Source organism: Silvania hatchlandensis (genome assembly GCF_025564065.1).
In the GTDB taxonomy this organism is placed as follows: Bacteria; Pseudomonadota; Gammaproteobacteria; order Enterobacterales; family Enterobacteriaceae; genus Enterobacter; species Enterobacter hatchlandensis.
Map to the genome: position 1 here is coordinate 237,987 of NZ_JAMGZK010000055.1, position 21,398 is coordinate 259,384.

General features: G+C 50.6%; 15 protein-coding genes, 1 tRNA gene and 2 pseudogenes. 6 read left to right on the plus strand and 12 right to left on the minus strand.

All coding sequences use genetic code 11. The annotated features are described in order from the left end of the window. Nucleotides 1-14 precede the first annotated feature (14 nt). Genes M8014_RS22005 through M8014_RS22015 form a run of 3 tightly spaced genes read left to right on the plus strand, consistent with a single transcriptional unit; the run spans nt 15 to nt 3,991 of the window. Nucleotides 15-1,997 (plus strand): AAA family ATPase, encoded by a 1,983-nt coding sequence (locus M8014_RS22005; protein ID WP_271284491.1) that lies wholly within the window; start codon nt 15-17, stop codon nt 1,995-1,997. Then, nucleotides 1,994-3,352 carry an McrC family protein gene (locus tag M8014_RS22010; protein WP_271284492.1) on the plus strand — a complete coding sequence of 453 codons (1,359 nt, stop codon included), beginning with the start codon at nt 1,994-1,996 and terminating at the stop codon, nt 3,350-3,352. The genes M8014_RS22005 and M8014_RS22010 overlap by 4 nt, the downstream gene beginning before the upstream one ends. A gap of 21 nt (nt 3,353-3,373) precedes the next feature. After that, nucleotides 3,374-3,991, plus strand: a complete 618-nt coding sequence (locus tag M8014_RS22015; protein ID WP_271284493.1) for a hypothetical protein — start codon at nt 3,374-3,376, stop codon at nt 3,989-3,991. Nucleotides 3,992-4,446: 455 nt separating this feature from the next. Here M8014_RS22015 and M8014_RS22020 read toward each other — a convergent pair whose 3' ends face one another. From M8014_RS22020 to M8014_RS22040, 5 genes are read right to left on the minus strand one after another with little or no spacing between them, the layout of a single operon-like run. Next, nucleotides 4,447-7,029 carry an acetate and sugar kinases/Hsc70/actin family protein gene (locus M8014_RS22020; RefSeq protein ID WP_271284494.1) on the minus strand — a complete coding sequence of 861 codons (2,583 nt, stop codon included), beginning with the start codon at nt 7,027-7,029 and terminating at the stop codon, nt 4,447-4,449. Nucleotides 7,030-7,060: 31 nt separating this feature from the next. Further along, nucleotides 7,061-7,663 (minus strand): hypothetical protein, encoded by a 603-nt coding sequence (locus M8014_RS22025; protein WP_271284495.1) that lies wholly within the window; start codon nt 7,661-7,663, stop codon nt 7,061-7,063. Between the two features lie 15 nt (nt 7,664-7,678). Next, nucleotides 7,679-8,536, minus strand: coding sequence for a hypothetical protein (locus M8014_RS22030; protein WP_271284496.1), 858 nt, complete (start codon nt 8,534-8,536; stop codon nt 7,679-7,681). Nucleotides 8,537-8,552: 16 nt separating this feature from the next. Next, nucleotides 8,553-9,182 (minus strand): anti-sigma factor, encoded by a 630-nt coding sequence (locus tag M8014_RS22035; RefSeq protein ID WP_002438252.1) that lies wholly within the window; start codon nt 9,180-9,182, stop codon nt 8,553-8,555. 25 nt (nt 9,183-9,207) lie between these two features. Further along, a complete protein-coding gene (locus tag M8014_RS22040; protein ID WP_271284497.1) occupies nt 9,208-12,243 on the minus strand; it encodes an ATP-binding protein in 3,036 nt (1,011 codons plus the stop codon). Between the two features lie 362 nt (nt 12,244-12,605). On the opposite strand from M8014_RS22040, the pseudogene M8014_RS22910 reads away from it, so the two are divergent. Together M8014_RS22910 and M8014_RS22045 are read left to right on the plus strand one after the other, a co-directional pair. Next, nucleotides 12,606-12,842 (plus strand): annotated as a pseudogene (locus M8014_RS22910) (IS3 family transposase); the annotation flags it as partial. After that, nucleotides 12,815-13,019, plus strand: a pseudogene (locus M8014_RS22045) (IS3 family transposase); the annotation flags it as partial. The pseudogenes M8014_RS22910 and M8014_RS22045, both read left to right, overlap by 28 nt. A 617-nt stretch (nt 13,020-13,636) precedes the next feature. Here the strand turns inward: M8014_RS22045 and M8014_RS22050 are convergent. From M8014_RS22050 to M8014_RS22065, 4 genes are all read right to left on the minus strand, one after another. Further along, nucleotides 13,637-14,953: a YagK/YfjJ domain-containing protein gene (locus tag M8014_RS22050; RefSeq protein WP_271284498.1), complete on the minus strand. Its 1,317-nt coding sequence runs from the start codon at nt 14,951-14,953 to the stop codon at nt 13,637-13,639. A 105-nt stretch (nt 14,954-15,058) separates the two neighbouring features. After that, nucleotides 15,059-15,280, minus strand: coding sequence for a helix-turn-helix transcriptional regulator (locus M8014_RS22055; RefSeq protein ID WP_271284499.1), 222 nt, complete (start codon nt 15,278-15,280; stop codon nt 15,059-15,061). A gap of 114 nt (nt 15,281-15,394) precedes the next feature. Beyond that, nucleotides 15,395-16,189 carry a hypothetical protein gene (locus M8014_RS22060; RefSeq protein WP_271284500.1) on the minus strand — a complete coding sequence of 265 codons (795 nt, stop codon included), beginning with the start codon at nt 16,187-16,189 and terminating at the stop codon, nt 15,395-15,397. 116 nt (nt 16,190-16,305) lie between these two features. Further along, nucleotides 16,306-16,381, minus strand: a tRNA-Ile gene (locus M8014_RS22065). A gap of 124 nt (nt 16,382-16,505) precedes the next feature. On the opposite strand from M8014_RS22065, the gene mug reads away from it, so the two are divergent. After that, nucleotides 16,506-17,012 (plus strand): G/U mismatch-specific DNA glycosylase, encoded by a 507-nt coding sequence (gene mug / locus M8014_RS22070; RefSeq protein WP_271284501.1) that lies wholly within the window; start codon nt 16,506-16,508, stop codon nt 17,010-17,012. A gap of 128 nt (nt 17,013-17,140) precedes the next feature. Here mug and rpoD read toward each other — a convergent pair whose 3' ends face one another. The 3 genes from rpoD to rpsU form a co-directional block, all read right to left on the minus strand. Continuing rightward, a complete protein-coding gene (gene rpoD, locus M8014_RS22075) occupies nt 17,141-19,030 on the minus strand; it encodes an RNA polymerase sigma factor RpoD (RefSeq protein ID WP_271284632.1) in 1,890 nt (629 codons plus the stop codon). Between the two features lie 123 nt (nt 19,031-19,153). Then, the gene (dnaG, locus tag M8014_RS22080; RefSeq protein WP_271284502.1) at nt 19,154-20,899 is read right to left on the minus strand and encodes a DNA primase; all 1,746 of its coding nucleotides are present in this window, start codon (nt 20,897-20,899) and stop codon (nt 19,154-19,156) included. Nucleotides 20,900-21,015: 116 nt separating this feature from the next. After that, complete coding sequence (gene rpsU / locus M8014_RS22085) at nt 21,016-21,231, minus strand: 30S ribosomal protein S21 (RefSeq protein WP_001144069.1); 216 nt, start codon at nt 21,229-21,231, stop codon at nt 21,016-21,018. Nucleotides 21,232-21,398: the final 167 nt, after the last annotated feature.

The window sequence follows — 21,398 nt, forward strand, 5'->3', positions numbered from 1 at the left end:
GAGTCGTGTAAGAAATGCTGAATTCGCTTGAGATTTACCATGCGTTGAATGAGTTGGGTTACCGGCTTGAGGCTGGAAAATTCGAGCCAAGCTATGCATCCGAGCATGCACTCGGGAATGGAAAGTATCTGTACGTCAAACGTAGCCAGGACGGCGTGGTCAAAAAGAGCCCATTGGTTCTTGCACCAGAAACTTATGCCCTAAAGGCGGAAATTGATCGCATTGCGGGTATTCACTGCTTTTGGATAAAAGTAAAAAGCACCAGCTACCGCCGTTACCCGAAAGATAATGGTACGTCCCAATATGGTTTTGCGGCAGATGTTGAATCCGCTGAAGCGTTACAGGCGCTGGTGGCTTTGCTGGGTGGCCAGCCTTCTTCAACCACCCAACCCGGAATAAAAAGAGATAACCAAAACAAGGAACAAGCTCCAATGTATCCATTAAATCAGATTCTCTTTGGGCCACCAGGCACGGGTAAAACCTACAGTACCACCGAGATGGCGGTCAAAATTGCGGATAATGCATGGTACCAACAGGCTACGTTCGAACATCATGGCAATGACTTACGGGAGTTGGTAAAAGAGCGCTATAAGGCGTTGGTAGAAAAGCAGCGCATTATGTTTACCACCTTCCACCAGAGCTTTTCCTATGAAGATTTTATCGAAGGGATTCGCGCGACTACTGATGAAAAATCGGGCGCGCTTCGCTACGAAGTTGTGGATGGTATTTTTAAACAGCTGTGCCTGAATGCCAGAGTTAAAGTTCAGGGGAGTGCAACACAATCTATCTCACTCAGAGGTCGGCGGATCTGGAAGATGTCTCTGGGTAATACCATGGGCGGAGAAGAGGATGTGTATGAGGACTGCCTGGCAAACAATTATGTTCTGCTAGGTTGGGGAGAAGATATCGATTTTAGTAACTGCTCTACCTATGAGTCAGTTAAAGCTCGGATTGCATCAGAAAAACAGTCATTGGAAGGCACCAGTAATTATATGGCTGTTGCCGTGAATACCTTTAAAAATATTATTAAGAATGGCGACTTAGTCGTCGTCTCTGATGGAAATCATAAGTTCCGTGCAATAGCTGAGATTACAGGTGAGTATAGTTATTTACCCAATGATGAACGTGAGTATTACCATCAAATGCGTTCAGTTAAATGGTTAAGAACATACACCCCAAGCCTTCCTAAAGAGCAAATTTTCATCAAGTCATTATCTCAGATGACCCTTTATGAGTTGCAGGATACGACGATTGATCGTGAAAAATTAACCCAGTTGCTGGCTCCTGTTGAGAATGTCGACAGTCAGAATCTACCACATGTACTGATAATAGATGAAATCAACCGCGGTAATATAGCGCGTATCTTTGGTGAGCTTATTACTCTTCTTGAGTCGGACAAACGTCAAGGGGCCGATGATGAGCGGTCGCTGATGCTCCCCTATTCAAAGCAAGCATTCTCAGTACCGCAAAATGTTTATGTCATTGGGACGATGAATACTGCGGATAAATCACTTATCCAAATGGACCTGGCGCTAAGACGACGCTTTAGCTTTACCGAAATGCCCGCACGACCGGAGCTGTTAGCTGGGGTCACTGCGTTCGGTGTTGATGTCGAAACGTTGTTAACGCGTATTAATCAGCGTATCGAAGCGCTGCTGGATAGTGAGCATATGATTGGCCATGCTTACTTTATGCCGCTAAAAAAATTAGAAAATAATGCCGACCGCGAAGCCTGTCTTGCCTGCATCTTCCAGGACAAAATCATTCCATTGCTGAGAGAGTATTTCTTTGATGATTATGAACGCATTGGTTGGGTGTTGAATGATTCGGTGAAAGTGAAAGAAAACCGTTTTATTCTATTGCAGCAGTCAGCACAACTACCGGCATTTTCTGCACTATTCCCGAAAGCTATTGCGGATAGTTTGTCTGACAGGCGCTTCCGTATCAATGAAGATGCTTTCGCGTCGGCAGAAGCTTATCAGGGTATTGTCGCATGATGATCCAGGTCCGGGAATATGCTCTGCTCACCTGTGATAGCTCTCAACCAGCCAGCATGGATTTGGGAATTGTCTCTGAGGCAACCTTTTCCTGGCTTGAGCAATTGCAACAAACGTGGAGTGGGACCTCTAAAATTCTCAGTCGAGAAGGGAAGCGGTTTTTGCGTTTGGGAAGCTATGTCGGTTATCTACAATCCCCGAATGGCGAGTCAATTGAAATTCTACCAAAAACCACATTTGAAGCGCCAACGGAGGTAGACCCTCTACGTCAGCTTTTACGCCGAATGCTAAGCGCCTCTTTAGGTATTACGCCCCGTGAGGCGAACCAGGCGGCATTGCAACGTAGTGAGCAGCCTCTACATGAATGGATAATCAGTGAGTTTTTGCGACATCTTGCTGATTTAGTACGCAAAGGACTGCGTTTCGATTATCACCCCATCGAGGACGAACATAGCGCGTTCATCCGCGGTCAATTGAATGTCACTGCGCAAATGAGAATGCCTCCGGGCAGAGGCACTCATTTTCATGTGCGCTATTCGGAGTTCTCCCCTCAGCGTATCGAAAACCGTCTGTTACGGACGGCTTTGGATTGGGCGCTTAAAATGACCAGACAAGGGCAGAGCTGGAGACAAGCAAATTCACTTAGCCACCAACTGGATGGAATAAAGCCCATTTGTGGCAGTACAACACAATCCTTGAGGCAATGGAGTGACGGCAAGTATCTCCTCGGCTATCGTGCCATAAAGCCGTGGTGCCAGCTCATTCTTGAGCAGATGAATCCAGATTTTCAACATGGGCCCCATCAGGGAATTTCCCTGTTGTTCCCTATGGAGAGGTTATATGAAGGCTGGGTAGGATGCGGTCTGGCTGGAGCGTTGCATCATGATTACAAACTTATAGAACAGACTAAGAGCCAGTACTTGTTAGAGCATGTCCCTGTTGGTGAAGAGTCATCTCAACGATGGTTTATGCTAAAACCGGACTTTCTTATCAACGGTGAGCAGACGGTGGTTCTGGATGCCAAATGGAAGCTATTAGATAGCAGAGCCGGTGACAGTCTGAAGAAGTATGAAATGAGCCAGGCCGACCTGTATCAGATGTTCGCCTATGGGCAAAAGTACCTTCATGGGCAAGGCAATATGATGCTGATTTATCCGAGTCATCAGTACTTTGCTACACCGTTGCCGGTGTTCCGTTTCGACGAAGATTTATCTCTATGGTGTGTGCCCTTTGACCTTGAATCTGGAGAGTTGGTAACAGGCGATTGGCAGGATTCGTTCCGTTGCTTCCTCGGCGATGATCCTTCAACAGTTTATGACGAACAACAAAATAGCCACGAATTACTTGTGGGTTAGAGAGATAAGGGAGGAGTAATAATGGCCTATAAGGATTTCTACCATTTACTGTTGGAATCTTTTTGCCAACCTGTTGAGCTGTTCACTGGGTCAAGGAATGTACCTTTTACACTTTATGCTGAAGAAGCAAAACTGTTTGTTCGAAATGGAAAAGATAATATCAGCCGTATCGATCCTAAAGAAGTTGCAGCGTTTGTTGAGCGGTTTGAAGAATGTGAAAGTTTGTTAGCCAAAGACTACCAGGATGTGACTTTCAAAGCCTCTTATTTACTGGCTGCAATGAAATATCTTACTGAGCAGAATGCATCCGTTGTACGATTCCAAAGTGAAGAACTTCATAACAGCGAAGTGCAATATAAAAAATGGTTAAAAGCAAACCCTGAAGGCTATGTTTTAAATTTGCTTAAAAGAAGTGAGATAAGTCGTGAGTTGGATCCTACAAATTCAACTTGTCTGCATTTAGCGAGTTGCTCTTCGGTGAATAATGAGCGCAGCTATTCTCATTCTGAGCCATTCACTGGTAATGATTACTTTAAAATTTGCTCAACAAACCTTTGTGAACTTGAGCAAGAGGCCATCAAAATAACGAAGCTTGGCATCGTGAAAAAACATTCTTGCTTAAAGGATAAGGTGCGTTAATTCCATTTTAACGTTTTATATTGGCTAATCTCTATAGGCTCAACAATACACTCAGTATTTGTGTGGGAAGTTGGCTGCTGGCAGAGATACTACGATTACCGTAGCGTCTGGTTTTGATGTTGAAGCGCTTTTTAGTGATGTTTTTCGCCAGATATCTGAGCTGATAAATAATCCGTCCGAGTAAATGGCTATCGCCACGTTTCCAGAAGTAATAACTGTTAGATGGAAGGCTGAAAACCCGGAGATCTCAAAAAGTGCGTGGAACTAAAACGGTTATGCTTACAGTTCAAACAGGTGAATAGCACTTGGAGGTGGAGGATACTCCGCTTTCTCAGGCTGGTGTGTCCTGGCATGCCGAAAGCGTCTTTTAACAGAGCTGCCAGTATCTTACTGGCAGCTCTTTTCTATGCTTGCCGCACGTTGCCTAACCTCAAAAGCGATATGAGAAATTCAAATTATTTCAATTCCAGTAACTGATGATTATCCGTTCGATTTTCCGCCAATTCTTCCAGGTTTACAGCCGTGACCAGGCTTATCTGGTGTGGTGCAGTAGCTTTGGCAAATACCCGATGTCCTTTCTGATTCACTCCCAAGCGTAAGCGCAGGCGTTTTACTTCGCTATCGACAGAGGACAGGGTGCCCTGTTGCGCCAGCGGCGACTGGGTATACAGCAACTCAAAAATACCTTCCCGCTGGGGCCCCAGTTCAAACCACTCTTCATAACGGCTATTCATGGCTAAACCTACCAGGAACGATCCGGCGCGGGCGCGGCCCACGTTAAACGCGAATCCGGCTTCGCCCATGCTCTGCTGGCGCGTATGGTTGATGACTTTGGTGACGCCGCCAGGCCGCAAATCCAGCAGCCCGAGAGCCACCCCGGTTTTGGCGGTCGGTTGATAGGGGGCATCAGGATTGCTGCTGAGCGGCGCATGAATATGCAGCGCTGGGGTATCGTTGACAAAACACTCGGCCATTCTGGTAAATATCAGTGCATCCTGATGATCGTCAGCCAGTCCCCACAGCCTGGAGATCCACAGCGATCGGCTTGAATTGCCTGCCAGCAGAATATGCATCTCCTCAGGCAAAGGAGTAAATGCCTGTCCGAGCGCGGCGATAAACTTATCAATACCCAGCGCGATGCGTTGCTCAAGATAATCGGCCAGCTCACCATACGGGATCACGAAATCGCAGCTGACTTTTTCTCCCGCCCGGTTAAACAGGTCCACCGTGCAGGTTTTATCTTCAATATCCGGCTCTGCGGTACTGGGCGTTTCCCAGAACGGACGCAACTCGCTGATCAACAACATGGTATTGCTGTAGGCCGCTTGGGTTTTCTCGATATATATTTCCGAACCCGGGAATGGGTCGGCATCCAGCGGCTGGGTAAAGGCGATTTGGTATTTCTGACACAGATCGAGGTTATTACTAAACACACGATAGGCCATATTTTCCAGCAGATTTTCTCCGCCCAAAAATTTATCGCCCGCGGGGGCAAAATGCTCAAATACCCGCTCGAAGCCTTCATCTTCCTCTTCTTCTGAAGGGTGACGGTAGTAGCCGAAATCAAAATCGGTGGTGCCGCCGCCAAAATCAAATACCGCGTAGGCTGCTCCCTGTTCGCCGGGTTGGATCGCCAGGGCATCCAGCGCGCACACCGCATAGGCGGCAGGCTCGCTGGCTAACTCTTCGACGCTAAAGGCGTTAAGCCATTCCGGCTGCGCCACCAGCGTTGGCGGCAGGCTGCGCTGCAACCCGCGTTTGAAGCTGGCGAGAATTTTTTCTTTAACCTCGCGTGGATACTCCACCGGGAAAGTCATGAAATACTCCAGCGAGATCCCCCGACCACGCCAGTTAATGGTCATGCCTAAAAACCAGGCGTAAAGCTCAATGGGATCGAAGGGATAATCACCGGTGACGTCCAGCCACTCTCCGCGCGTGGGGTTATTTTGGGTAAGCGGCGCAAGGGTGTGTTCGCACTGCTGTTGGTCGGTAAAGACCACCTGATGATCGCTGGACTGGCGCAGCGCCCACTGTTTCAGCCGGGTCAAAATGCTGCTGACGGTGTAGATGTCGCTCTGGTTATCGCGCAGTTTCGCCTGCGCCTCGTGAGAACAGTGCACCATGTCCCAGCGCACGTCAGGACGGTAGGCTTCTTCGGTCCATTCGCTTAACAAGGACTGCAAATCGATAATCTCTAACACCGTTGGGTTTTCAAAATGGTGCGGTTCGATGCGCTCATAGAAATCACGCACGCCGATGCGCATTAACTCTTTACGTCCGTTTTCCGTTTCATACGCCACTACGGTGCTGCTGGTGCCAAAGTCGATGGCGACACAGCCGGGGCGGATATCTCGCGCCGGGTCGCGCGGACGAATGTTCAGCGCTTCAAGGGTATTCGCGTCCTGCCCCCACATTTCCCATATCCCTTTATTGATATCGGTAAAAGTGAGGGGATCGATTTTCGGCAGGCGGTTTACCTGGTAATCCAGCTCCACCATTGAGGTATTGAGATGATCTTCCCATCCATCCAGCCAGTTACGCCCAGGCTCACTCAGGGAACTAAGCTTAACCGGCAGATCGATCAGAATATCTACTAAAACCTGTTTCGTGACTGATGCACACGGAATAGAGGGAGCCTCACGCCCCTTGTAGGCGGTAGGGTTAGGATTATCAAGATCGATATAACCTTCCTCAACGTTAAAGCCGTATTTATCGCGCAGGCGATTATTCGTACCCTGACGCAACGGGTTTTTTTGGTTTTTGGCAAACAGCAGCATTTCGTTGCGAGTCGGCACGCGCCAGCCTTTGAGTCCCAGCCAGCGCAACTCGTTGCAGTATGCCTGGTTATCCTCGACCCGCCCCGGCGGGTAGTAGCGATTATCATGTGTCCAGAGCAGTAGCCGCTCGTCCTTCACCTGCACCAGCCACTTCGTCTGCTCGCTATCAACGAGTATACCAAAGGTCGCTTTGCTTTTTAGCTCGGCCCAGAAGGTATCAACCAGCCCGAGCCAGGCGCGTTCCTGCAGTTTTTCCAGCATGTTTTTTCTCTTAGTATCCGTCTTTCTCTGATTACGACAACTGCACCAGCGGCTTACGAACCCGCTTGCTTGCGCTATTCATCAGCCCTGGCAGCCAAAGCGCGATGATGGTATCGCCCTGGCCGACGCCGTTATGGATTTCATAGTTATAAGCGCTGCCGGCTGCCACGGTTTCGAGTTCCGCCAGCCGATCAATCCACAGTCGGTTATGCAGCGAAAGGGCGTATTCCATCAGGTGCAGCTCAGCGTCGTTAAGCGGCGCGGCGCGAGTTTTCACCCGTTCGGCGAACACGTCCCACAGGCGCTCGATGCGATCCCAGTGGCTGGCGATAACTAACACCTGCTGGAACTGCTCGGCCTCGTCGTCGGGAAGTGGCCGACGCAGCCATTTCTCCTGAAGTTCGGGATCGTTTTTAACCATCGTGATAATGCTCCGCAGCGGTTGCAGGGCGTCAGGTATCGGCTCTGCCGCGGGCTCGCTGAGTGGCAGAGCCGCGGGAAGTGGCTCCTGCGAGGGCTCGCTTAACTGCCGCCATGCTTGCTGAAGCTGCTGCTGCACTTCGTCACCGATAAGCCCGGCGAGCCAGGCACAAAAGTAAGGATCGGTGCGTAAATCTTCAAAGGGCGATGTCATAGGGCGTCAGCTCTCTTACTCATCCAGTAACGGTTCCATTTCCGGGCGCACCGTCAAATATCCCACCTCAACAAATTTGCGTGCCATGGCTTTGATTTGCTGCTGGTGACGGAACTGACTTTGTTGAAAGCTGCGCTTTTTCATCGCTAGCGCGCTTTTGTTAGGTTCCGGCCAGGGGCTTGAGATGCCGGGCAAGGTCAGGCTACCCAGCAGCATCGCCATATCGCTCGGGCTGACTTTCTGCCAGAAGTGTGCGAAAAACAGCGGCATAAACTGGGCGATGGCGGCGTCGTCCAGATCGTCAGTGCGCAGCAGATTGGCTTCATAGTGGGCGCGCTCTTTATTCCAGCTGGACTGCTGTTGCTGAAGGCTCTGCTGGCACGTTTCTAACGCATCCTGCAGCGCCAGGTTTTCCTGCTGCTCCTGCTGGAGCTGCTGCATCAGGGCTTCCTGAGTTCGTGAAGCAGACTCAAGCTGGTGGGATTTCACTGGCGCGTTATGATTAACCAGCTGTTTCCACAGCAGCGGCAGCAGGTGACGGCATATCAGTTCCGGCGTCTTGCTCAACGGATCGCAGGCTGCAGCGCTGGTCAGCCACGGGGCGAGCGGCAACACCATAACCGGGATGTTCGCTACCGCATCAAGCAACTGCGGTAGCCACGGCTGGTATGCCGCCTGATAGAGCACCACAATCTGTTCCGGCGATTTCCATTCCAGATGTCCGGTCAGTTCACTCAGCGCTTCCGCCAGCTGGTCCGGCTGGGCGCATTCAAGGCTCTCTTCGCCTTTCAGCCGGTAAGCTTCCCAGCCTTCCTGAGCGAGGTAAAAACAGGTAAAGCGCTGCTGGTCGAGAAATATAGCGTAATGGCTCATCAATTCATGTCCGGCGTTATTCTGCATCAGCGCGCTGGGCGCGCAGGCTTGCGACAATCTCTTCCCTGGACAGGCCATCCGGCATATCGGCTTCGGCAGAGGCCAACCAGGCTTCCACACGCTCGCTGTCATACAGATCCAACTCGTCGTCGAGATAATCGCGGATCAGGGTAAAGTCGTTAGTTTTGCCCATCAGGTTAAGAATGCGCTCGGCGGTAAAAAACTCCGGTTTTTGCGCCACCAGCATGAGCAGGCTAATCGCTGAATCCATGCTGAAGGATTTGTATTCAGTCAGGCCCTGGGCAATCACGCCAGCGCTGGCGGCGATTTTCTGTTCTTTGCTCCATTTGCCTTCCAGACCCGGTTTCACCTCAAAATTTTTAATTGCCTGAGAATATTCATCGAACGTCGCAAAGGCGTCTGGTGTAATCCCCACCTCTGCGGCGGCCAGCACTTTTTCACCGTGTTTTTCCGGTGACTGATCCGGGCGAAGAATATCCAGCGCGATCCCGATGACCTGCACCACGGCGCTTATCGCGCGCACGATTGCAGGCGTGGTCGCAATTTTCAGCACCGTGCTAGCCACGCTCGCCACAAAGCTGCCGATGCTCGACAGCGCCGAACCGATTGAACTAAAAAATCCCATAGCCACTCCTTATTATTTAAAAACACTATTTTTTGGTCATATCGTTAACCCGGGCGGCTAACACGGTGAAATCAAGCGACTCTGGCGCGATATCGATAAATTTCAATAGCTCAGCCAGTCGACGAGGCATCTTTTCGTGTACGGCGTCCGGGAGGAGATCGGTGTTATCCAGCGTCCAGGCCACCATCGCCGGGATTAAATCGGGCTCGCAGGCGTTGAGCGTTTTGAGTTGCCCGACGATGCGTAACAGCTGAGCGTTCAGCGACGCACCCGGCTGCAGTTGCCGTGCCAGCGTGATCAGCCGCAGCAGGTTGCCGATCTGCTGGCTATAAACGATAAACGCCTGCGGATCGTCAAAGTGGGTTTGCGCCGCAAGCTGCGGGAACAACCGGGCGCGTTGCGGCCACCACTGTTGAATACCCCGGTCGGCGATGGTGCGTTCATCGATCGGCTGACCGGTGGTATTGGCGTTGGGTTTGATTTGAGTCAGTACCGCACCGTGCCAGCCGCCGCCGTAAATCACCGCCTGGCCGGTCTGGAGCGATGGCAGGAAGTTTTTCTGTTCATCGCTTAACGACATGGTATCGCCAATAACCTCGCGATCGTCAGCGGAAAACAGCCGGTGAACGATTTTGGTATTGGTATTTTTAATGACGTCCGGGATCAGTTTGTTGGGGATTTGATCGGCGATGATCAGCCCTTCGCCATATTTACGCACTTCGGCCAACAGGTTGCAGAACATCTCCACACCGAGTTTTTTACTGCCACCCTCGCCCGGCTCCGGCTTCGCCAGCAGGCGATGCGCTTCTTCAATCAGCGTAAGATGGCGGTAGCCCGGCTCCCGCAAGTAGCGCTGTTTAATCGTTTCGGCGAGGCGGGTGACAATCAGCGCCATCAGCAGGGATTTGTCGTTCTCATCCTTAATTTCATCCAGCTCGAAAACCACTCTCTTATCCAGCAGCGCATCGAAGTCAATAGAGTGGCGGGCGTTGAGCATGCGGCTTTTGGTGCCCTTTGTCAGATCGGTCAGCCGCGCCACCAGCGAGCCGCGGTATTTTTCCTCAAATTCTTTACCCATGCCTTTGGATTCAATAACCGAATCCAGTTCGCGGATCATATCGCTGAAATTGGGCCATGCGCCGCTGTTCAGGGCGAACGGCTCCTCTATCAGCAGGTTTTGGTTGCTGAAGATATCCCAACCTTTGCGCTCATAGGCCTGGATAATTGCCTCCGCCACGATCATCGGCATCGCCGCCTCCATGGGGAATACCGCATTCAGGGCGTTTTTCAGGATATCGATGTGTCCTGTGAGCGTCTCTTTCGACGACACAAGTTCAAACGGGTTGAGGCGAAACGGTGTGATGTCTTCCCGGCCCAGGCAGTAATACTCCACATCGGGATTCTTCTGGTACAGTTCGCGGTACTCGGTCTTGGCAGGTTCAATCACCAGAAACGGCAGTCCCGACTCCAGCAGGAGTTTCATGCAGCTGGTAGTCTTACCGGAGCCAGTTACGCCGGTAATGAAAATGTGTTTATTCAACTCGGACTTATCGAGCGTCAGCGGCTTAAATGCCAGGGGCTGACCATGCTGGATCACCTGGCCGAGTGTCAGCTGTTGTGACTCAGGAAGGTCGGGGGGATTCAGCGCGAAATCGACGCACTTACGGATTTTCAGCCCAGCCAGCTCTTTATCCGGCAGGCCCATCAGCAGGGAGATTTCCTGGCTGTTCAACCAGGTCGAGCACTGGGCGCGCCCATGGCTGGCACTGACCAGTGAGTAAATGGCTTCGCTGTAGGGATGTTGCGCGCCGGTCGCCGCATCGGCCAGCTGTAGCAGTTGCCCGAGCTGCGCCACTCCGTGCTGCAAACGGTGCACTCGCAACGGCGTCAGGGTGGGGTTATTGCCCTGGAAAATCGACCGCACGCTGGCGCTCAGCCGTTCATATACCGCGTTAGTTTTGGCGGCCAGAAACAGCGAAGTTTTAAACATTCCCTTGCTGTTGCCCTGGCGAAAGCGTGAAATTTGCGTATCACCCAAATGCTTCAGAAGCTCTTCATAGCCTTTGTTGATCTCTTCGCGAGTTACCGCCTGGCCGTCGCCAGAGGTGGTGGCGTCGCTGGTGCCTTCATTGCTGCCGACGCTTTCCGAATCACTGGTTCCCCTGGCATGGGATTTATTAGTCGACGAGGTGGTGGTAGTGCCACTACTGGTGCCCTGACTGTGATTGGTGCCTTTGTTATCGTAGCTAGAGCTGGTGCCTTTACTGGAGCCGCGGGTTTCATTAACGCCGACGCTTTTGGCCCGGCTGTCGCCCTCGCCGTTTGTGAGGGTAATACTGGTTCCGCTGGTTTTGGTGAGGTTCTGACCGGTGCTGTGGGTATGTTGCTCACTCTGATTTTGCGAGATTTGCACCGAATATTTCATTTGCGAGGAGAGCTGAGTCGACAGATCGTAAATTTGCTCAATGATCTGCTCTACCTCTTCTGCGCTGCCCGGTTGGCAGGCGATAACCATCCGCCAGCTTTCCCCAGCCAGGCCATTAACCAGCCGCTCAACGCCCTGAAACTCTTCATCCCCCAGCCGGGTTTCTTCTTCATTCAGCGAAGGGACGCCCGTCACCACGCCGAGCCTCTTCATCGACAACAGCGAGGTTATTTGAGCGATGTCCTGAGGTTTAACCGCCGCCAGCTTCGCGCCAAGTAAATTACTGCTGAAGGCCCGCTCGAGTTTAATACCGATGTCGTGGACAACGCCGTTATCGTTGCTCGCCACGCCGATATAAAAATGAATACCCTGACCATCGCTAAGCAGCATATACAGCAGCGTTGCACGCGAATCGCTCATATTGGCGATCACATTGCTCATCGCCAGCCGATGGACCGCAGCCTTTTCATCGGTCATCTCTTCAATACGGTAAAAACGGTATTCGGTGAGACGCTCATCCTCCAGCATAGACTCGGGAGCGAGCTGAAAATGGATACGGTTCCAGTGGCCTACGTTTAATTCGCTCAGGTGAAAGCGTGCCTTAAGCTCCGTAATGGTGGTGTGCTTGTCAGTCATACGTAACGGGTCCATCCCAAATGAGAAAACAGAGCCTGTGTGTTTAATTCGTTGTCATTGCAGGCATTTACTACCTTGGCGTTAATCCGAAAAAAAAGCTAGTTACCGATTTCAGGGATTAAGCGTCGGTCGCATTATTAACGTCGGCCCGCTACAGAAAAACTCCAGTAAAATCGCACAAAAAGGGTTTTTCGCACACAAACCGCGCGACACCAATATTCTGCATTCCAACGCAAGCCATTTATGGTCGTTGTCTGGAGGTATCGCAGCTCAAACTCAAAGGGGAAACCCTGATTCTCCACGTGAATAGTGGACACGCACTAAGTGAGTAAACTCTCAACCAGAGGTAGCTCACATGATAAAAGCAGCACACGCCTGAATTTCGTCAGGAAGCCCTTAAACTTGCTGAACGTATCGGTATGGCCGCCGCCGCTCGTGAACTCAACTTTTACGAGTCGTAGCTCTATGCCTAGTGCAGCAAGCAACAGCGTCAGACAACATCCTCTGAGCGCGAGAGCGAACAGGCGGCTGAAATTGCCCGCCTTAAACGCAAGCTGGCGGAGCAGGCAGAGGCAACGGCTATGATAATGCCTGTGCGGAGAGCTTCTTCCACTCTCTGAAGGTAGAATGCACCCATGGGGGAACACTTTATCAGCAGGGAAATCATGCGGATGACGGTGTTTAATTATATCGAGTGCGATTACAATCGTTGGCGTCGTCACAGTGCCTGTGGTGGTCTCAGCTCGGAACAGTTTAAAAACCAGAACCTCGCTTAGGGCTGCGTCCACATTACGTGGGTAGGATCAGTGCCTCATACCTCTGCTCCATTCAGAAACGAAACTCCTGAATGATAAATACATTTCTGAACGGAGGTCGTACCGATGAATATGTCACGATCCGCCGAAGTACAGATTGTCATTGCCCTGAAGCTGACTGAACTAGCTACACCGTTACTTTCAAGTGATCACTTATTCCTGATATGAACATTTATGCGGCCACCAGAAACGAACTGAAACGTTCATTCAGCTAACCCTTAGCAGTGATCATCTTACTGATTCGCGTATAACATATTGATGTTAAACAAAAAAGAAAAATGATCATATGATGTTTTTTCCTTATCTTATTGAAAATGTTAATAATTAAAAATAAAGCTTCGTTATTTCACGTAAGAGGGTAATTTAGAAACGAAGCATTTTTTTGAAGCAAAGAGTGCCTGAAGGGGGTACCAACACCCTCTATGTTGATATTGAACCTTAGTGCCCGTCAAAAATTGAAAGGTACTTCCGTCATCATACAACTCTAATTTTCTTATTATATTGGTGATTAGATGCTTACTGCTGCTGGGTACGTGTTTACAGAAACTCGCAAGCAAATCAGTTGCACGCCTTCAACGCTAGAGCCAAGGTTTCAACAAAAACGGGTCTACCAGGCCTATAAAGGGAAAATCGACTATATAGCGTCTGGCAGTGCTGGAGACCAGATTGTGTTCACGACAGTAGTCGGCAACAGTCCAGCCTTGCGGCCAATATTGTTGATAATATCTATCAAAATGCTGGCTCCAGTGAGAGCTCATTGGCTTACGCCGTAACTGCTTTTTAGCTGTTTTCTTGTGTAGTCGGTGGCTATGAATGTAATTATCCAGTGTGGAATTGCTCTGTTGGAAGCAATAGCGGTGCCATGCCCAGTGAATAATTTTAAGGCTTTGCCCCCCAACACGGCGACAGTTGGCATATACTCGTACTGGATTCAACTTGTACTTACGTGCGTAATCAGAAAGGCTGATCCCAGTAATCAGAGCCTCTAACACATAGTTATGACGATGACCGGGCCAGCGTGGTGAATTACACCACCATTTATTTTCGTCATAAAGTTCATAGGATGAACGTTTACGTAGAACGGCGGGTAATCGGGCTTTGCCCAGAAAATATTTGTCCAACATTCCTGAGTAGGTGGATTTCAACGCCATATCCTGCTCGTTGGTTTTCGTCTCCATCTTTTGGTAGATTTGCTTGCAGGGTGTTATTGCAGATTTTTGGCGTGAAGTAGCTGCAGGCCTCGGTTTGCGCATGCCTGAGCCAACAAGTTTAATACGTTTATCAATTGACTCTTTTGTTCGGCGCTTACCCAGATAACTAACTCTTAGCATCAGCTCGGTATAGGTCTTTAGGTCATTTTCGGCCACAAAGTAATAACCGTTTTCCGGGAACCATACCGAACCACCAGCCGCTTGTTCCCAGCAATGCCGGACAATAGTATTCAGCTTATTTGGATAACGGATGTAGTTACCATCCAGCATCAGCAAATAATGATAATGCTGGGCTTCCCCTAAGCCTTGTTCTCTTACCCATAGGTAGCTAATAAACGATTTTGGGTAGTACTTACCCAACTGGCGGAAAAGTAAGTTATGGAAATTATCTATGACGTGATTATCCGCACTATAGGCAGGGAGGCGAAAATCATATCTGACCGCAAGAAAGCGAGACATAGCTGACACCTTATCAACTACCCCAAAGATTCTTTTCATGATCTTCGTGTCCTGGTCTCGTTTCTCTGGCAACACAGACCACATCACTTCTTTGAAAACAAACGTTCCCTTTGGCTGATATTCAACAAGGTTGCCAGGCTTACCGGGCGTAATATTATTAAATACCGGGGGGAATTCCTGATTAGGTGAGGGTTTTGTTACTTGATTAATCAGAGGATTGCTCATGTTTTAACGAGTCGCAGAAGAGGTGAAAATAAACGTTTTTGTTCCAGTTTGTTTCATTGCCAGATGAAGAAAGGGCTGGATATTTCAGCCCTTTAACAAACAGAATTACTTGTTATTTTGCTCAAGCCAGCATTGATATGTATTTGCTGGCCATCCTAAGGTTCGACCCTCATGCATTATCGGCTGTGGGAACATGCCAGCTTTGACCCAACGGTAGAGGGTGGTGCGACTGCAATCGAGGAGCTGAAGCATTGTATCAATGCGAATCAGACGTTGGGGCTGATGAAGGGCAACAACCTTATCAGACATCGTTTGTTTATTTTTCAATCGAAAAACTCCTGGTGGTGAATGCTGAAACTGAACGGAGTTAATCAAACTGAACGGTATATTTCCCGTGTACCTTCCTGAAGATTACTGGTTGCCTTTTGTAACTATTTATTTTTACTCACTTTTTCTTTTTGCTTTTTTGGCTTCCCGAAGACATTCAATGTTCTGAGTTGGTTGTTCTAAAAGATGTAATGCGAAGCCTAGCTCTTTAGATGCATTCTCACGAGACATCGGAAGTTGTTTACTGTGAGGCCAGAACGCAGAGGCATGTTTTTCTATCTGGTTCAGAAGTTCAGTAACTGTTGGGATGACCTTTTTATTAGCGTCTCTTTGATTTTGAGAGATAACCGCGAGGGCTGCGATCAGCAACTCTTCTCGTTTGATAGCATAACTTTCCCCTCTTAGTGGAGGGGGAGTCGAGTGCTTTTGCATTGCTAGCAACTCGAAATATTTTTCTTTGTAGTCTGGCTCATCTTCGATTCTATCCAGAAACTCGAAATCGAGGATAGGGGCAATAGCGTCACGCAAGAAGCCATGTGTACGAAGTGACTCATCGTTGCTGATATCTTGATTGTAGATACAAAGAAGTTGGGAAAGGGTCTTCGGGCGCTTTGCCAATTCTACTGGGGACATTTTCCCTTTCATTGGGGCGGATAGTAGGTCCCAGGCAAAATGGTCTCCGGCAACATCCCATAGTTTGTTTCCGTCCAGGCGGTATAGTTCCGGATGATGTTCAACTGAAAGGGTAGTTAACAGCACAGAGGCGAGGTCTTCGTACATAGTATCTGGGTATTGAGCTCTGGCTGAACGAAGAAGATCATAGAGGCTGATCCATTCTCTTACTGTTAACTCAGGGGGGCGAGCCTTACGGCGCTTCTCTTTTTCTTCAACTTTATCTTTAAAGTCCATGCGAAATTTCCCTAGCTACAGCACCAACAGTTGAGTTACGTCACCCATTACGTCACCCATAGTGAAACAAAACAAAAAGGACTTAGCCAGTTCACTGTCTAAGTCCTTGTTTTATCTGGTGGCCCCTGCTGGACTTGAACCAGCGACCAAGCGATTATGAGTCGCCTGCTCTAACCACTGAGCTAAGGGGCCGTGGCGGAGGATTATAAAGTAACTCCTCGCGGCAATCCAGCTATACGCGCCTGCCTGCTGTTTTTATAAACAACGCATTTTCAATCCTTTATACTTGCAGAGTTTTCTATCAGCAGGAGTAAAAATGATCGGCGATATTCTTGCACCCGGACTGCGGGTGGCATTCTGCGGAATCAACCCGGGTAAGTCTTCTGCTCATACGGGTTTTCACTTTGCACATCCCGGAAACCGTTTCTGGAAGGTGATTTACCAGGCTGGGTTTACCGACAAGCTGTTGAAGCCGGAAGAGGAGCAGCAGCTGCTGGATACTCGCTGCGGTATTACCATGCTGGTCGAGCGGCCCACGGTGCAGGCAAGCGAAGTCAATCTGCATGAGCTTCGCAGCGGCGCGCGTGAACTGATTAAGAAGATAGAGGACTATCAGCCAGCGGCGCTGGCGATCCTCGGTAAACAGGCGTATGAGCAGGCGTTTAGCCAGCGTGGGACGCAGTGGGGCAAACAGAGCATCACCATCGGAGTGACGCAGGTGTGGGTGCTGCCAAATCCGAGTGGGCTGAACAGGGCGACGCTGGAGAAGCTGGTGGAAGCGTATCGGGAGCTGGATGAGGCGCTGGTGGTGCGGGGGCTGTAGGATCTGTGCGGCGTGATGCCCTCACTCTGACCCTCTCCCACAGGGAGAGGGAAAAAACCGAGGCATGCCCGCCCAGGTCGCAGACATAAAAAAAGCTCCCATTGGGAGCTTTTTCAATTCCGGCGAAATTAATCGTCCAGGAAGCTACGCAGTACTTCAGAGCGGCTCGGGTGGCGCAGTTTGCGCAGGGCCTTCGCTTCGATCTGACGGATACGCTCACGGGTAACGTCGAACTGTTTACCCACTTCTTCCAGCGTGTGGTCGGTGTTCATGTCGATACCGAAACGCATACGCAGGACTTTCGCTTCACGGGCGGTCAGGCCAGCCAGAACGTCGTGGGTGGCGGCACGCAGGCTCTCAGTGGTGGCAGAGTCCAGCGGCAGCTCGAGGGTGGTATCCTCGATGAAATCACCCAGATGCGAATCTTCATCGTCGCCGATTGGCGTTTCCATGGAGATAGGCTCTTTGGCGATTTTCAGCACTTTACGAATTTTGTCTTCCGGCATCAGCATGCGCTCAGCCAGCTCTTCTGGCGTCGGCTCGCGACCCATCTCCTGCAGCATCTGGCGGGAAATACGGTTGAGCTTGTTGATGGTCTCAATCATATGCACCGGAATACGGATGGTGCGCGCCTGATCCGCGATAGAGCGGGTGATTGCCTGACGGATCCACCAGGTGGCGTAGGTGGAGAACTTATAGCCACGACGGTATTCAAACTTATCAACCGCTTTCATCAGACCGATGTTACCTTCCTGAATCAGATCCAGGAACTGCAGGCCACGGTTGGTGTATTTCTTAGCGATAGAGATAACCAGACGCAAGTTCGCTTCAACCATCTCTTTCTTCGCACGACGGGCTTTCGCTTCGCCGATAGACATGCGACGGTTGATGTCTTTAACCTGCTCGATGGTCAGGCCGGTCTCTTCTTCAATCTGCTGCAGCTTCTGCAGGCCACGATGCACGTCGTCAGACACGTCACGCAGTTTTTCAGACCATGGCTTGTTCATTGCGATCGCCGCGTTGAACCAGGTTTCGCTGGTTTCGTTGCCAGTGAACAGGGTGATGAAGTTTTTCTTCGGCATCTTGCACTGTTCAACGCACACTTTCATGATGATGCGTTCCTGGGTACGTACGCGATCCATCATCACGCGCATGCTGTTAACCAGGTAATCGAACTGTTTTGGCACCAGGCGGAACTGTTTAAATACTTCAGACAGTTTCAGGATCTCAGCCTGAGCGGTAGCATGGCTACGGCCTTTGGCTTTGATGGTGTCGCGGGTGATTTCGTATTGGGTACGCAGCTCACCGAATTTCTCACGGGCCAGCTCTGGATCGATGCTGTTGTCGTCATCGCTGCTGTCGTCGTCGCTCTCTTCTTCATCTTCCTCTTCGTCGTCATCCATCTCTTCCTGAGACAGCTCTGAACCGACGTGCGTCGCCGTTGGCGCCATGTCTTCTTCAGCGTTCGGATCGACAAAACCGGTGATCAGATCGGACAGACGTGCTTCTTCCGCTTCAACGCGATCGTACTGCTCGAGCAGATAGGTGATGGCTTCCGGGTATTCAGCAACGGAGCACTGAACCTGGTTGATCCCGTCTTCGATGCGCTTAGCGATGTCAATTTCGCCTTCACGGGTCAACAGTTCAACGGTACCCATTTCACGCATGTACATGCGAACCGGGTCAGTGGTGCGCCCGATTTCAGACTCAACGCTCGACAGAACCTGTGCAGCCGCTTCTTCAGCGTCTTCATCAGTGTTGTTCGAGTTTTCAGCAAGCAACAGATCATCGGCATCCGGTGCTTCTTCCATCACCTGAATGCCCATGTCGTTGATCATTTGGATGATGTCTTCGATCTGATCGGAGTCGACGATATCTTCCGGCAGATGGTCATTGACCTCGGCATAGGTCAGATAGCCTTGCTCCTTACCACGTTGGACAAGAAGTTTCAGCTGTGACTGCGGGTTTTGCTCCATAAGACGGTATCCACACTTATTCGTTTGATTGGTGTCGGCGATGCTGCAGCCAACCTTTAAAGCGAGGGCGTACTTATATTTGTGCCGCTGCCTCTCAGTGCGGCTGTCGGGATCTACCCGAACGATATTCGGCACTTAAGCCGTTAAATACTTTTGTCTTTACGTTTATTTCTTCGCCAGTTCCTGGTTCAACATCCAGAGTTCCCGGCGTTCTTCGCTGCTTAAACCGTGTGTGCGCTCGCGAGCAATCAACTCTTCCTGGCGCAGTTCAAGCATCGAATCAAACATATGGTTGAGCGAGTCGGTGAAGGTCTCTTCAGCGATATCTTTATCTGCTATATCGTCCCACATCGACAGTTTTTCAAGGGTCGCGGAGGCTTTTGTTCCGCGATAGTGCTCTAAAAGTTGTCCGGTGGTCAGACCTGGCTGTGACAAACAAGTGTTGACCAGTTCTGAAAATAAGCCAAGTCCCGGCAGCTTTTCATGGTTCAGACCCGCCAGCGAAGGCACTCGCGGTGCCAGTTCCGGGTTTTGCACCAGCAACCCTATCAGTATACGCATGGTTGTGCGTTTTAGCTGGGGAGCGGGGCGAACCGCGTTGCCATCAGCCAGTTTCGGCATTAAACGTTCAAGCTGGCTGTCATCCAGAATGCCGAGTTTTTTACCCAGCTCCTGGCGCAGATAAATGCGTAAGGTCTCGCCGGGCACCTGGGTGATCAACGGCAGCGCCAGCGTACTGAGCTGTGCACGGCCATCCGGGGTGCTCAAATCCACCTGCGGCATCAGGCTGTTAAACAGAAACGTGGAGAGCGGCTGAGCCTGCTCCATCCGCGCTTCGAATGCCGCTTTACCCTCTTTACGCACCAGCGTATCCGGGTCTTCACCGTCGGGCAGAAACATAAAGCGCAACTGCCGCCCGTCGGTCATATACGGGAGTGCTGTTTCCAGTGCTCGCCAGGCGGCATCGCGTCCTGCCCGGTCGCCGTCGTAACAGCAGACCACGGTATTCGTCACCCGGAACAGCAGCTGAATATGGTCGGCGGTCGTCGAGGTGCCCAGCGACGCCACAGCATAGTTAATGTCAAACTGTGCCAGAGCCACCACATCCATATAGCCTTCGACCACCAGCAGACGCTGCGGTTCAGCGTTGTCCTGCTGGGCTTCATAAAGTCCGTACAGCTGGCGGCCTTTATGGAAAATATCGGTTTCCGGGGAGTTAAGGTATTTCGGCAGGGCATCGCCCAGCACACGACCACCAAAACCAATTACCCGGCCACGCTTGTCGCGAATGGGGAACATCACCCGCTCGCGGAAGCGGTCATAGCTCCGTCCCTGGTCATTGGTGACCAGCATGCCCGCGTCGATGAGGGATTTACGATCTTCGCTATTGCCGCCAAAACGCTTTAACACGTTATCCCAGCCGGGAGGGGCGTAACCAATAGCGAAACGCGCAATAACATCGTCGCTCAGTCCGCGTCGGGTCAGATACTGACGCGCAGGCTCAGCGGCAGGTTGCTTGAGAGACTGTTGATAAAACGCATTCAGGCCGTCCATCAGCTGATACAGCGTTTGCCGTTGATGGCGCTCAATCTGACTGGGTCCGTTGCCTGCTTCATAGGGCACTTCAAGGTTGTGCATGGCAGCCAGCTCTTCGACGGTTTCAACGAACTCGAGCTTGTCGTAGTTCATCAGAAAGTCGACGGCGTTGCCGTGCGCGCCACAGCCGAAGCAGTGGTAGAACTGTTTTTCACCGTTCACGGTGAAAGAGGGGGTTTTTTCGTTATGGAACGGACAGCACGCGTGGTAATTCTTGCCCTGCTTTTTCAGCTTAACCCGTGCGTCGATGAGATCAACGATATCGGTTCTTGCCAGCAGGTCATTGATAAATACGCGAGGAATTCGTCCAGCCATAGGCCCCATGAATTTTTAGTAACTCACAAACGAAAATAAGCCGCGCATTCCTTCCGGAAGCACGGCCTTACGACTACTACTCTGTCTGGCAATTGAGGACGTGTGTCCCCAACAGATTAGTACAGACGAGTACGGCGTGCGTTTTCGCGAGCCAGTTTCTTCGCGTGACGTTTCACAGCAGAAGCTTTAGCGCGCTTACGTTCGGTCGTTGGTTTTTCATAGAACTCACGACGACGAACTTCAGCCAGAACACCTGCTTTCTCGCATGAACGCTTGAAGCGACGCAGTGCTACGTCGAACGGCTCGTTTTCACGTACTTTAATTACCGGCATGTAACTCTCACCTTTATAAATTCGGTTTGCCGCTGGCATCAACGCCAGCTTATTTCAAAATGGTGCGGAATTTTACTGCAATTGCTGCTGCTTTGTAAAGCACCGCGGCCGTTTTTGAAAGGGACTTTTATAAGGGTGAGGAGTATACACGATGTGAACAGTGGGGG